This window comes from Verrucosispora sp. WMMD1129, from assembly GCF_029581255.1.
Classification (GTDB): Bacteria; Actinomycetota; Actinomycetes; order Mycobacteriales; family Micromonosporaceae; genus Micromonospora; species Micromonospora sediminimaris.
Genome location: NZ_CP120741.1, coordinates 2,724,889 through 2,737,608, shown reverse-complemented (window position 1 = coordinate 2,737,608; position 12,720 = coordinate 2,724,889). Strand labels below are relative to the sequence as shown.

Annotated in this window: 14 protein-coding genes and 1 pseudogene; 11 read left to right on the top strand and 4 right to left on the bottom strand. The window is 73.1% G+C overall.

What is annotated here, in order from left to right; all coding sequences use genetic code 11:
• Positions 1-16 precede the first annotated feature (16 nt).
• Genes O7624_RS12500 through O7624_RS12485 form a run of 4 tightly spaced genes read left to right on the top strand, consistent with a single transcriptional unit; the run spans position 17 to position 3,738 of the window.
• Complete coding sequence (locus O7624_RS12500; protein ID WP_282240114.1) at positions 17-1,219, top strand: hypothetical protein; 1,203 nt, start codon at positions 17-19, stop codon at positions 1,217-1,219.
• 24 nt (positions 1,220-1,243) lie between these two features.
• Positions 1,244-2,104: a PHP domain-containing protein gene (locus tag O7624_RS12495; RefSeq protein ID WP_282240113.1), complete on the top strand. Its 861-nt coding sequence runs from the start codon at positions 1,244-1,246 to the stop codon at positions 2,102-2,104.
• A 40-nt stretch (positions 2,105-2,144) separates the two neighbouring features.
• Positions 2,145-2,759 carry a MarC family protein gene (locus tag O7624_RS12490; RefSeq protein ID WP_093408305.1) on the top strand — a complete coding sequence of 205 codons (615 nt, stop codon included), beginning with the start codon at positions 2,145-2,147 and terminating at the stop codon, positions 2,757-2,759.
• 43 nt (positions 2,760-2,802) lie between these two features.
• Positions 2,803-3,738, top strand: a complete 936-nt coding sequence (locus O7624_RS12485; protein WP_282240112.1) for a PD-(D/E)XK nuclease family protein — start codon at positions 2,803-2,805, stop codon at positions 3,736-3,738.
• A 46-nt stretch (positions 3,739-3,784) separates the two neighbouring features.
• Here O7624_RS12485 and O7624_RS12480 read toward each other — a convergent pair whose 3' ends face one another.
• Positions 3,785-4,648: an oxygenase MpaB family protein gene (locus O7624_RS12480; protein ID WP_282240111.1), complete on the bottom strand. Its 864-nt coding sequence runs from the start codon at positions 4,646-4,648 to the stop codon at positions 3,785-3,787.
• Between the two features lie 127 nt (positions 4,649-4,775).
• On the opposite strand from O7624_RS12480, the gene O7624_RS12475 reads away from it, so the two are divergent.
• Entirely contained in the window at positions 4,776-5,261 is a 486-nt protein-coding gene (locus tag O7624_RS12475; RefSeq protein WP_282240615.1) for a DUF2231 domain-containing protein, read from the top strand.
• Positions 5,262-5,302: 41 nt separating this feature from the next.
• Here O7624_RS12475 and O7624_RS12470 read toward each other — a convergent pair whose 3' ends face one another.
• A complete protein-coding gene (locus O7624_RS12470) occupies positions 5,303-5,770 on the bottom strand; it encodes a hypothetical protein (RefSeq protein ID WP_282240614.1) in 468 nt (155 codons plus the stop codon).
• A 174-nt stretch (positions 5,771-5,944) separates the two neighbouring features.
• Here O7624_RS12470 and O7624_RS12465 point away from each other — a divergent pair, with 174 nt between their 5' ends.
• Together O7624_RS12465 and O7624_RS12460 are read left to right on the top strand one after the other, a co-directional pair.
• A complete protein-coding gene (locus O7624_RS12465; RefSeq protein ID WP_282240110.1) occupies positions 5,945-6,118 on the top strand; it encodes a hypothetical protein in 174 nt (57 codons plus the stop codon).
• A gap of 102 nt (positions 6,119-6,220) precedes the next feature.
• Complete coding sequence (locus O7624_RS12460; RefSeq protein ID WP_282240796.1) at positions 6,221-6,457, top strand: hypothetical protein; 237 nt, start codon at positions 6,221-6,223, stop codon at positions 6,455-6,457.
• 14 nt (positions 6,458-6,471) lie between these two features.
• On the opposite strand, the pseudogene O7624_RS12455 reads toward O7624_RS12460, so the two are convergent.
• Positions 6,472-6,612: pseudogene (locus O7624_RS12455) on the bottom strand (FmdB family zinc ribbon protein); the annotation flags it as partial.
• Positions 6,613-6,673: 61 nt separating this feature from the next.
• Complete coding sequence (locus tag O7624_RS12450; RefSeq protein WP_282240109.1) at positions 6,674-7,330, bottom strand: 5-formyltetrahydrofolate cyclo-ligase; 657 nt, start codon at positions 7,328-7,330, stop codon at positions 6,674-6,676.
• 91 nt (positions 7,331-7,421) lie between these two features.
• Between O7624_RS12450 and O7624_RS12445 the strand changes: the two genes are divergently transcribed.
• The 4 genes from O7624_RS12445 (at position 7,422) to O7624_RS12430 (ending at position 12,717) form a co-directional block, all read left to right on the top strand.
• Positions 7,422-9,554 carry a diguanylate cyclase gene (locus O7624_RS12445; RefSeq protein WP_282240108.1) on the top strand — a complete coding sequence of 711 codons (2,133 nt, stop codon included), beginning with the start codon at positions 7,422-7,424 and terminating at the stop codon, positions 9,552-9,554.
• 240 nt (positions 9,555-9,794) lie between these two features.
• Positions 9,795-10,748 (top strand): UTP--glucose-1-phosphate uridylyltransferase, encoded by a 954-nt coding sequence (locus O7624_RS12440; RefSeq protein ID WP_282240107.1) that lies wholly within the window; start codon positions 9,795-9,797, stop codon positions 10,746-10,748.
• Entirely contained in the window at positions 10,745-12,058 is a 1,314-nt protein-coding gene (gene glp / locus O7624_RS12435; RefSeq protein WP_093408287.1) for a gephyrin-like molybdotransferase Glp, read from the top strand. The genes O7624_RS12440 and glp overlap by 4 nt, the downstream gene beginning before the upstream one ends.
• A 50-nt stretch (positions 12,059-12,108) precedes the next feature.
• Entirely contained in the window at positions 12,109-12,717 is a 609-nt protein-coding gene (locus tag O7624_RS12430; RefSeq protein WP_170863557.1) for a GNAT family protein, read from the top strand.
• The last annotated feature ends 3 nt before the right edge of the window (positions 12,718-12,720 follow it).

Below are 12,720 nucleotides of genomic sequence, written 5' to 3'. Positions count from 1 at the left end.
GGATCGTTCATTGGACGTGCCGCCCAATGACCTGGAAGGTGCCCTCCGGGAGATGATGTCCCGGCGGGCAGCCGTAACGCGTGCGGTCGCCGCCGATCCAGCCGGTGCGGCGATCCGACGGGCCAACCGGATTCAGCGCCGCCGGACCATGGCCGGCGTGGGCCTGGCCGTGCTGGCGATCGTTGCGGTCAGCGCGGGCAGCCTGCAGCTGCGCGACAACCGGCCGCCGACCGGCGGCACGGTGGTGATCGGAGACCCGGATCAACGGCCGCTCGTCGATCGCACCATCCCGCCGCCCGGGCCGGACACCGCGCCCCCGCTCGCCGAGGTCGACCTGCTGATTGACGGATCGATCGCCACCGCGCAGGGCCGGCGGGTGGCGCTGCTCGGCACCGGCGAGGTGGAACGGGCACATCGACTCACCGACGGCCGTGGCTGGTTGGCCGTCGGGGCACCGACCTTGGCCGGGCGGTTCCTGTGGGCGGTGGCTGCGGACGGCAGCGCGCAGGTGCTGCTGGCCGGTGCCGACGAGATCGTCCTGGACGCAGACGGCCGGCAGGTCGCCTGGAAACAGGGCACGGTGCTGGCGGCCGCCGGGATCGTCAACGGTGAACTCGCCACCACCGTACGGGCCGAGGCGCCGGCCGAGGCGGTGCCGCTGCGGTTCGTCAACGGCGCCGTGCTGGTCAGGCTGGCGCCCGACCGCCCCGGCCACGTGCTGTGGCCACTGCGGCCCGGCCCACTGGTCCAGGGCGCTGACCGGGCCAGCACCCACATCTTCGGTGCGCTGCCCGACGGCCGCCTGGTCGGCGAGATCACCCCGGGCGCCGGGCCAACCGCCTGCCTGATCCTGCTCGACCCGGCCCGGGATCTCGGGACCGGCCAGCCGGACTGTGGGCCGGAGTCGGCCGGCGACGGCCGGGGTGCGGTGTCGCCGGACGGGCGCTGGCTGCTGGTCAACGGTCGGTCGGCAGGTGAGGACTCGGCGCTGCTGGTGGACCTGACCAGGCTCGACACGTCCACCGGGGTACGGCCCGCCGGGCCGCCGATGACCGGCACCGTGGTCTGGAGTACGCCCGACACGGCCTACTACGCCGACGCCGCCGGTGGCCTGGTGCGGGTGGCCGTCGACCGGGTCACCGAAGGCCGTCCCGCCGTGCCGACCGCCCTGCCCGGCCTCCCCGCCGGTGAGCTACCGGTGGTGGTGAGCGGTGGCTGACCGGGCATCCGGTGACGGCGGGCGATGACCTCGCGGATCGACCTGCACACGCACTCCACGGCCAGCGACGGCACGCTCGACCCGGCCGAGTTGATGCGTGCCGCCGCCGCGGCGGGACTGGACGTGGTGGCGATCACGGACCATGACACCACCGACGGCTGGGAGCCGGCGCTGCGTGCCCTGCCACCCGGGCTGCGGCTGGTCCGTGGCGCGGAGCTTTCCTGCCGATGGGACGGCGAGCAGCCCCCGGTGCCGCTGCACCTGCTGGCGTACCTCTTCGATCCGGAGCACCCGGAACTGGTCGCCGAGCTGACCCGGGTGCGGGCAGCGCGGCTGGCCCGGGGAGAGCGGATGGTGGACCTGCTGCGTGCTGACGGCATCGATGTGGACTGGCCGGAGATCCTGGCCCTGGCCGGCGGCGGGACGGTGGGTCGGCCGCACATCGCCCAGGCGCTCATCCGGGCCGGTCTGGTCGCCACCACCACTGAGGCGTTCGGGCCGGAGTGGCTGGGGGAACGGTACCGGCTGCCCAAGGAGGACATCGACGTTTTTCGGGCCGTACGGCTGATCCGGGCGGCCGGCGGCGTGGCGGTGTTCGCCCACCCCCGGGCCAGTCGACGCGGCCGGCTCGTGCCGGACGAGCTGATCGCCGAGCTGGCGGCGGCGGGGCTGGTCGGCCTGGAGGCCGACCACGAGGACCAATCACCCGCCGAGCGGGCCCACGTACGCGGTCTCGCCGCCGAACTGGGCCTGCTGGTGACCGGTTCATCGGACTTCCACGGCAGTCACAAGACGGTCCGGCTCGGCGCCTTCACCACCGGCGTCGACGCGTACGAACGGATCGTTGCCGCCGCCTCCGGGGTGACTGAGGTCGCTTCGGGCTGACCTGGGTTTCGACGCCGACCGGCACGGCTACGGTGACCGGGTGGATCTCAAGCTCTTCGGCGAGGTCTTCGTGACCCTGCTGGTGATCGTCGACCCGCCCGGCATGATGCCGATATTCCTGGCGTTGACCGGCCCGCTGTCCGCGCGGGAGCGCAACCGGGCCGCCTGGCAGGCGGTCGCGCTGGCGCTGGGCGTGATTGTGATCTTCGCGGTGGCGGGTCAGACCCTGCTCGCCTACCTGCACGTCGACCTGCCGGCGTTGCAGGCGGCCGGTGGGCTGCTGCTGATCCTGGTGGCGCTGGAACTGCTGACCGGCAAGACCGACGACCCGACCAAACAGGCCACCGCCAATATCGCCCTGGTGCCGCTGGGTACGCCGCTGCTGGCCGGGCCCGGCGCGATCGTGGCGACGATGCTCTTCGTGCAGCGGGCCGACGGGGCGGGCGACTTCGCCGCGATCGCCGCCGCCATCGTCGCGGTGATGCTCACGGTCTGGATCGTGCTGCGATTCTCCGGCGGCATCGTGAAGGTGCTGCGTCCGGGCGGGATCGAGGTGCTCACCCGGATCGCCGGCCTGCTGCTGGCGGCGATCGCCGTACAGCTCATCGCGGACGCGATCGCGGCGTTCGTGGCCCAGTACAACGGCGGCGGCTGACCGGCCCACCCGGTCTGTCGGGGGTGGATGGCAGGATCAGGTCGTGCGACGAGCCTCTCCAGCCGGACGACCCGCCGCCGGTGGCCGCGCGCCCCGGCCCCGTGACGCGCAGCCCGAGCAACTCGGCTTCGAGGGCATGCCGGAGCGACTGTTCGTCTGCACGCCGAGCCGCCTCGGTGCGTACGCCGACTGTCCACGGCGATACCGCTACTCCTACGTTGATCGTCCGGCACCGCCGAAGGGGCCGCCCTGGGCGCACAACTCGCTCGGCGCCAGCGTGCACACCGCCCTGAAGAACTGGTATGCGCTGCCCGCTGACCGACGCCGTCCGGAGGCGCTGCCGACCCTGCTCAAGGGCACCTGGGTACGCGAGGGCTACCGCGACGACGAGCAGGAGCGTGCGGCCTACCGGCGGGCGCTCGGCTGGCTGGAGGCGTACGTTGGTGGGCTCGATCCGGCCGACGAGCCGATCGGGGTGGAACGGGTGGTGGCGGTGAAGACCGGGGTGCTCGCCTTCAACGGCCGCGCCGACCGGATCGACTCGCGGCCCGGCCCGCACGGGCCCGAGCTGGTCATCGTCGACTACAAGACCGGCCGCGCCGGGCTGGACGGCGACGACGCGCGCGGCTCGCAGGCGCTCGCGCTGTACGCGTACGCGGCCGAGCGGGTGTTCCGTCGACCCTGCCGTCGGGTCGAGTTGCACCACCTGCCGAGCGGCACCGTCGCCGCACACGAGCACAGTGTCGAGTCGCTGGCGCGGCAGGTGACCCGCGCTGAGGAGACCGCCCGCGACATCATGGCCGCCGAACGGTCCGTCGCCGACGGCGCTGATCCGGACGACGCCTTTCCGACCGCCCCCGGCCCGCGCTGCGCCTGGTGCGACTATCGGCGCACGTGCCCGACGGGTGCCGCCCTACCCGGCAAGGAGCCGTGGGCCGCCGTGGAACGCTTCGCCGGGCCGGCAACCGAGGAAGACTGACCCGTAGCGGCGGTGGACGATCGGATGAAGGCAACGTGGCGGTGGCTCAGGTGGTGCTGGAGGCGGCGATGAGTCGCGCCGCGCGTTCCTTTGCCGCGCGCTGCATGGGCCCCTCCCGCCAGTCGCGGGGCAGGGCGGTGAGAGCGAGCCGCAGCGCGCGTACGGTCACGTCGGCCGACAGCGCGGTGGTCGGCAGGCCCAGTCCGCCGTACAGCCGCCGGGCCCACGGCGGCAGCAGGGCGAGCGCCGTGCCGGCGATGCCCAGGTACGCCCACCGGGGCGGGCCGAAATTCAATCCGATCCGGGCCGGCAGGCTGAGCTTCCACGGCAGGGGTGGAGCGGTCAGGAACAGGGCGGTCTCGGCGGCCTCGCGGGTCATCCGCAGCTCGGGTCGGATCCGCTGGTAGTAGTCAGCCACTTCGGCGGCGGTGCCGGGCACGGTCTCGGGCGCCAGCCCGACGAGCGCGGCGGCCCGTCGCTGCTCGGTGTAGTAGCGGTCCACCTCGTCGGCGTCCAGCGGTACGCCGGCCCGCCGCGCGGTGTCGAGGAACGACTCCACCTCGGTGACGTGCACCCAGCGGAGCAGCTCCGGCTCGTCGATCCGGAACCGCTCGCCGGTGGCTGGATCGACCGCGGTCATCCGGGCGTGCAGTCGACGTAGCCGCCGTCCGGCCCGCTCCGCCTCGTCGGTGGTGCCGTAGACGATGGTGCCCACGTAGTCGGCGGTGCGGATCAGACGTCCCCAGGCGTCCTGACGGTAGTTGCTGTTCTGCGCCACTCCGGCCATCGCCCGTGGATGCAACGCCTGAAGGTAGAGGGAACGCAGACCGGCGACGAACAGGATGGGCTCCTGGTGCAGCTTCCAGGTGACCGAACCGGGACCGAACAGGCCGACGTCGACGGTATCCACCAGTCAAGGGTGCCACGCCGACCGACCTGAACCCGTCGGGTCGGGCCTGCGTGTGGAGCAACAGGGCGTTGGGCGGATCAAGCATGGGCCCGTACGCTGACACCCACGATCACCTTCGGAGGTGCCGATGTTCGAGAAGGCGCTGGGCCTGCCCCTACACGTACTGGTGGTGCACGCGGTCGTCGTGTTCGTGCCGCTGCTGGTGCTGCTCGCCCTCGCGTACATCGTGCTGCCCCGGTTCCGCGCCCGGCTGGACTGGGCGGTGGCGGCCCTGGCGGTGGTCGCCCCGATCACCGCGTGGGTCGCCACGAGATCCGGTGAGGCGCTACAGGCCCGGCAGATCGAGCGGGGGTTCTCCGGCGAGATCCTCGACAAGATCAACGAGCACGCGGCGCACGGCGAAGTGCTGTTCCGCGTGACGTTGGGGCTCGGCCTGGCGGTCATCCTGCTGCTGGTCGCCACCAGCAACCACCCCCGGGTGCCGAAGCTGCCCGGCTGGGTGACTGCGGTGCTGTCGGTCGTGGTGCTGGGCCTGGGCGTCGCCGCGCTCGTCTACGTCTGGCTCACCGGTCACTCCGGTTCCGAGATGGTCTGGGGCAACACCTACGAGTAGGCCGTCCACGGCCGTTACGAGCACGTGGCCCCGGTGACTGGTCAGAACAGCAGCCGAGTGCAGAGCAGACAGGTCAGCACCACCAGGACGGCTCCGGCGACCGCGCCGACGGCCCAGGTGACCCGCTGCGCCCGCTGCTCCTGCGCGTCCAGGCTGACCATGTCCTGGGCCGGTAGTTGGCGGGGCGGTGCCGCTTGCAGGTGCACCGGGGGCCGCCAACCGGGCGGCGGCGCGGTGGTGGGTGGCGGCCCGGTGTAGCCGCCCGCTCCGCCCGAGGCAACCTGCCCAGGGCGCGGGCCTGGGGTGTCGCTGCGGCTCGGTCCGCCACTCGGGCCTGGGGTGCCCGGGGCCGAGGTGTGAGGTGGGTTGGTGGCACCGGTCAGGTCACCGCCGCCATCGGAGTCAGTGCCGCTGGTCGGGCTCAGGGCGGTCCTGGGGTCGGAGACCGGCCCGTCGCCGGAGTCGGGTCGGCGCCACGGATCGTCCGGATCCGGACCGGGTCGGGGCATCGTCACGCCGTCCGACGCTACCAACCACCTCATCGCCGCACCGTCAGGCCGCGCCCGTAGCGGTTGGCTCGGACAACTTCGGCGATGGTGCTGCCTCCCGCGAGCGAGACCCAGCACCATCGCCGAAGTTGCTCGGGATTCTCCAGCGCCGCAGCTGCGTTAGTCTTGCCGCTCGTGAGCACTCGCGAACCCGATAGGCGGGGCGATGACGATCGTGCGGTCGAGTTGACCGACGACTTCGTGGTGCTACCGGAGCAGACGGCGGACGACACCGACCACGGGTGGGGCGAGCGGGCCGGCGGCCACGACGACTGGCTGCTCGCCGAGCGCCCGCCACACTGGGACTGAGCCCGGGCCAGCCGCTCGCACCGGGAAGGCTGACGCCGCAGGCCGGCCCGGTGCAGGGCGGCGAAGAGGCCGTGAGCGCCCGTCCCGGCCGGCCTGGCACCGGTGACCGGTCAGGAGGAACTGGCCGTGGCGGTCGGCTTGCTCGCGCCGCCGGAGGATCCTCCCGACGAACCCCCGGACGACCCGCTGCCGGCACCGGACGAGCCGCCGTTGGACGTGGTGGAACCGGACGAGCCGGAACCGTTCGACGAATCCGAGCCGGAGGACGACGACTCCGACTTGCCGCTGGACCCGTTCGACGTGGTCTCCGAGGCCGAGGAGCGGGAGTCGGTGCGGTAGAAACCCGAGCCCTTGAAGACGATGCCGACCGAGTTGAACAGCTTGCGCAGTCGTCCCTCGCACGCCGGGCAGTCGGTCAGCGGCTCGTCAGAGAAGGACTGCACCGCCTCGAGCTGGTGACCGCACGCGGTGCAGGCGTACTGGTACGTGGGCACGTTCTCCTCCGGATCTGGCACGGCCGATTGGCACTCGACGTATTCGAGTGCCAATGGTGCGTCATCGCCCCCCGATTCGTCCAGCGGAAGTGTGGGGCACGACACCCGAGAGGGTCAGCAGGCCGTGGGTCGGCGTGACCACCGCCCGTACCGGCAGGTCGTGCGGCTCGGCCGGCACCTCGGCAAGCAGCTCGCCGTCGTACAGCGGCGTCACCGTGAGGGCGGTCGCCGGCACCCGCGCCAGGGCGCGGTCGTACGACCCGCCGCCGCGACCCAGGCGGACCCCCCGTCGGTCCACCGCCAGCGCCGGCACCACCACCAGGTCGGCGGTGGCGACGGCCGCGACGCCCAGCCGGCGCCCGACCGGCTCGCGGATGCCCCGCCCGGCGGCGACCATCGCCTGTGGCCCGTCCCAGGCGGCCCAGTCCAGGTCGAGATCGTCGCGGAGCACCGGCAGCAGCAGATCCGCCCCGGCGGGCAACGCGTCGGCGAGCAGCGTCGGCAGGTCCGGCCCACCCGGTTCCGCACCGACCGGGGCGTACGCGGCCACCCGGCCCGGCCGCAGCCGGCGTACCAGGAAGGTCAGCTCGGCCTGGACGCGCGCCGCAGCGGCGGCGCGCTCGTCTTCGGTGCGGGCACGACGTTGCGCGAGCAGCCCGACTCGCGCGACGCGCTTCGCGTCATGCGCCACTTCCGCTCCTTCAGCAAATTCCGGCACGCAACACTCCTCACGCAACGCTCGTCCCGTCGTCGCTCTGTGTCAGCATCGCAGGTATCGGTCGCGCAACTTCCGGGGGGAAGGGGAAGCGTTGACGCTACGCGGGCGGTTGACCGCAGCCTTCCTGGCGGTGGCGCTCGGCCCGGTCCTGCTCGGTGCCGTCTTCGTCGCCTCCACCGTAGCGGCGGTCGACCGCAGCCGTGCCACCGAGCGGCTGGCGGTGGCCGCAACGGCCGTCCGTACCTCGATCGACGCCCTCTGCCAGCAGCTACGCGCCGCCGCCGACGCGGTCGCCGTCACCGCCGACCACGCCGGAACCGCTGCTCAGGTGGTGAGTCGTGGCCTGGCCGCCGCGGTGCTCGTCACCGACGTGACCGGCCGGGTCAGCTACGCCACCCCCGACCCGCCCCCGGCCCCCTGGCGGGACTGCACGGCGCGCGCCGCGCCCGGCGGCCCGGTGAGCGCCCTCGTGGCGCGGGTGCAGCTGCGTGACGCCGCCGGCTCGGCACTGGGTACGGTCGCCGCCGCCCTCCCGATCGATCCAGCCTTCGTCGCGCGGCTCGCTGCGGCGACCGGGGTGGCGGTGACCCTGCTCGACGGGCTCGCCCCCATCCAGGTGGCCCACACCACCGAGTCCGGCACCGGTCGGGACGCGGTGCTCGCCGCTGCGGCCTCCCTGCGCGACGAGCAGGTCACCGGCACCACCGACGGTCGGTACGTGCGCCGTGCTGGCCCGACCGTGGGGCAGCCGCTGCCCCTGGTGCTCTCGGTGCCCAGTGACCAGCCGCCCGGCCTGCACGCGGTGCTGGTCACCGTGGTGCTGATGGCTGCCCTGCTGGGGGTGGCCGTGGCCTGGCGGCTGGCCCGGGTCACCACCCGGCCGCTTGTGGAACTGGCCGGTGCGGCGGACCGGGTCGCCACCGGCGATCTCACCGCCCGGGTGCCGGTACGCAGCGGCGACGAGATCGGTCGGCTGGCCGTCGCCTTCAATCGGATGACCCGCGAGACGGGTGGCTACCTGGCGGCGTTGGCCAGCAGTCGGGACCAGCTGCGCGGCCACCTTGCCGTACTCGGCGACACCCTGGCCAGCACCCATGACCTGCCCCGGATCCTGCGGGTGATCCTGCACAGCGCGCTCGCCGCGACCGGGGCCCGGGCCGGTGCCGTCCTGCTCACCGAGCAGGGTGAGCAACTCGTCGCCCGGTGCAGCGCCGGACTCGACGACAGTGGGCCCGGTGCCGCGCCGATGCGGGTGCCGCTGGGCAGCGGGGTGGTCGGCGCGGTCGCCGCGACCGGTCAGCCCCGGCGGGGTCGGCTGGAATCGACAGGCGTCGCACCGGACGAGCCGCGCTGCCGGACGTACATCGCGGTGCCGTTCGCCGCCCCCGACGCGACCGGCGACGCACCGGGTGTGGCCCCGGTGGCCGACGCGCCGGATCGACCGGCGGAGGTGGTGCTGGGTGTGCTGGCCCTCTACGACCGCCTGGGCGGGGAGGAGTTCGACGACGACGACCTGACCACCCTGCGCACCTTCGCCCGGCACGCGGCGGTCGCCGTGGACAACGTACGCGTACACGAGGAGGCGCAACGACTGTCGCTCACCGATCCGTTGACCGGGTTGTGGAACTACCGGTACCTGCGGGAGTCGCTGCGCCGGGAAGTGGAACGGGCCAGCCGGTTCGGCCGAATGGTCAGCGTGCTCGCCCTCGACCTGGACCGGTTCAAGAGGGTCAACGACACGTACGGGCACGCGGCCGGGGACACCGTGCTTGCCGAGTTCGCCCGGCGGGTACGCGGTGAGATCCGCGAGGTGGACCTGGCCTTCCGCCGGGGCGGCGAGGAGTTCGTGGTGCTGCTGCCGGAGACCGACGCCCGGGGCGCGACAATCGTCGCCGAACGGCTCGGCGCGGCCGTGCGGGACACCCCGGTGACGGCGGTGGGGCACGCCGGTGTCCGCGAATTGATCCCGGTGACCGTCTCCATCGGCATCGGCGTCTTCCCCGATCACGCCGACACCGGCCCGCAGGTGTTGGCGGCGGCGGACGAGGCGCTGTACGCCGCGAAGACCGCCAGCCGGGACACCTGGCGACTGGCACCGGCCCGGGAGCCGTCGCCGACCCGTGAGGTACCGGTGCCGGCGGCGGCCCGCAGCCCCGTCGACGGACTGCCCCGGGCGGGGCCCGACATGCCGGTCGCCGCCAGCGACCCGTCGACCGGGTCCTGACCTGCCGGCGACGATCGTCGGGCTGGGCCCGGACCTGTCGGCGTCGGTTACTCGGGCCGGGCCCGCACCTGTCGGCGACGATCCGTCGGCTGGGCCTGAGATCGGTCGGGGCGGGGCCGGTCACCGGCGCTCCGCCGGCCGGACCGGGGGGTCATCGGCACCGGCAGAACCGGTCCGGCGGGCGGCGCGTCTTCTGGTCCTCACCCGCCGAGGCAGGGCCATGGCCGATAGTCTCGCGACATGTCGGAGCACTCAGCGAACCCCTCAGCGGCCACCGCCACCGGCCGTCCCCGTGCCGTCAAGGCCGTAATCCCGGCCGCCGGCCTGGCCACCCGGTTCCTGCCGGCCACCAAGGCCGTGCCCAAGGAACTGCTGCCGGTGGTCGACCGTCCGGTGTTGCAGTACATCGTCGAAGAAGCCGCCCAGGCCGGCATCGGTGACGTGCTGCTGATCACCGGCCGAGGCAAGACGTCGATGGTGGACCATTTCGACCGTCGCCCCGACCTGGAGGAACGGCTCGCGGAAAAGCCCGACCTGCTCGCCGCCGTCAAGCGCACCGAGGAACTGGCGTCCATCTACACCTGCCGCCAGCCGGAGCAGTTGGGTCTCGGGCACGCCGTCGGGTACGCCGAGTCGCACGTCGGCGACGAGCCCTTCGCGGTGCTGCTCGGCGACGAGTTCGTAAACCTCAGCGAGCCGCTGCTGCCCGCGATGCTGGAACTCCAGGCGCGTACGGGCGGGGTGGTGCTCGCCTTCTTCGAGGTCGACCCGGCGGAGACGAAGCGGTACGGGATCGCCTCCGTCGAGCCGGCCGAGGCCGAGCTGACCGACATCGGTGAGGTCGTGAAGGTGACCGGCATGGTGGAGAAGCCGAAGCCGGAGGACGCGCCGAGCAACCTCGCCGTGCTCGGCCGGTACGTGCTGCCCGGCAAGATCTTCGACGCCATCCGGCGGACGCAGCCCGGCAGCGGCGGTGAGATCCAACTGACCGATGCAATGGAGATCCTGCGTACCGAGGGCACACCGGTGCACGCGATCGTCTACCGCGGCATCCGTTACGACACCGGCATGCCGCTGGGCTACCTGCAGACCGTGGTCCAGATCGCCGCCGACCGCGAGGACCTGGGTAGCGAGTTCCGCAAGTGGCTGGCCGAGTTCGTCAACTCCGACGCGTCGGGCGGTCCGAATACATGACCGCGACGGCCGACGCCGAGGCGGCCGAAAACGGGTTGACGCCGCTCGCCGACTACCTGGGCAGCGTGCTGCGCAGGTTGCGCGCGCTGCCTCCGCTCGACCTCGACCTCACCCAGGCGTACGGCAACGTCCTCGCCGAGGACGTCGTTGCCCCGCACTCGTTCCCGGCCTTCGACCAGGCGGCCGTCGACGGGTACGCCGCGCGCTGGGAGGACATCTCGGGCGGGGGCCGGGGCGTGGGGTACGTCCCGGCCCAGTCGAGTCGGCCGGGCGGTCGCACCGTACGGCTCAATGTCGTAGGTGATCTCGGCGCGGCGAGCTGGCGGCCGGTCCGACTCACCCCGGGTTCGTGTTTCTCGGTGGCGGCCGGGGCGCCGTTGCCGATCGGCGCTGACGTGGTCGTCCCGGTGGAGTGGACCGACCAGGGCATGGCGGCGGTGGAGATCTTCCGGGTTCCGAAGCGGGGGTACGGGGTCCGTCGGACGGGCGAGGAGGTGGCCGCCGGCGCGCTGCTCGCCCGCTCCGGGACCTACGTCTCGCCGGCCCTGGTGGCGGTGCTCGCCGCGACCGGCATCGGCCATGTGGTGGTGCGTCCGAGCCCGCGGGTGGTGATCGTGGCCACCGGCGACGAGCTTGTCGACGTGGGTCGGGCCAGCCAGCCCGGCCAGGTCGTGGACGCCAACTCACACGCCCTGACCGCCGCGGCGGCGGAGGTGGGGGCGCTGGCCTACCGGGTGGGCATCTGTGACGACGACCCGGAGGGGCTGCGTGGGCTGCTGGAGGACCAGACCCTGCGGGCCGACCTGATCATCACGACCGGCGGCACCGGCACCGGGCCGGGCGACATGGTCCGTCGGATCCTGTCGCGCCGGGAGGGCAGCCGCGCCGGTCCGGTCACCTTCACCGACGTGGCGCTCTATCCCGGTACCGCCCTCGGGTTCGGCACTGTCGGTGCCGAGGAGGTGCCGGTGGTGTGTCTGCCCGGCGACCCGGGGGCCGCGATGATCGGCTTCGAGGTGCTGGCCCGGCCCGCGATCAACCTGCTGGCCGGCGCCGAGCCGGTCTTCCGTCCCAGCGTACGGGCGCACCTGCTGGAGACCGTCTCCTCGCCGGCCGGGCTACGCGAGTTCCGGCCCGCGCACGTCGCTGAGCGGCGTGGTGGGGGTTACACTGTTCAGCCGCTCAATGGCGGCCCGTTCACGCTCTCCGGCCTGGCAGAGGCGAACGGACTTCTCGTTCTCGGCGAGCGGGTGACCGCCGCCGCCGCCGGCTCCACCGTCGACGTGTTGCTGCTGGACCGCCGCCGGTGACGCTCGGGAGTGGAGGTTCGGTGTTCCGACGGGCGCCTGGCTGGCCGGCCGTGCTCTCCGACGGCCCGGTGCTGCTGCGGCCGTACCGGCGGTCGGACGCGGCGGCCTGGTCGCAGGTGCGCCGGGCCAACCGGGAGTGGCTGGCCCCCTGGGAGTCGTCGGTACCCGGTGACTGGGACGACCTGAACTCCCCGGCGACGTTCCGCTGGGTCTATCGCGACCTGCGACGCTCGGGGCGTACCGGCGAGGGGATGCCGTTCGCAGTCTGCCTTCAAGAGGACGGCGTGGAGCGGCTGGTCGGTCACATCAACGTGGGCAACATCGTGCGTCGGGCCTTCTGCTCCGGGTACGTCGGCTACTGGGTGGACCGGCGGGTCGCCGGGCGAGGGGTCATCCCCACCGCGCTGGCGCTCGCCGTCGACCACGCGTTTGGCTCCGGCGGTCTGCACCGGATCGAGGTCAACATCCGCCCGGAGAACCGCCCGTCCCGTCGGGTGGTGGAGAAGCTGGGCTTCCGCGAGGAGGCGTACCATGCGCGCTACATGCACATCGACGGTGCCTGGCGCGATCACATCGGCTACGCGATGACCAGCGAGGAGATCGCCGCCGAGGGCGGCCTGCTGGCCCGGTGGCACCGGCTGCGCGCCCGTACCCCGTGAGCC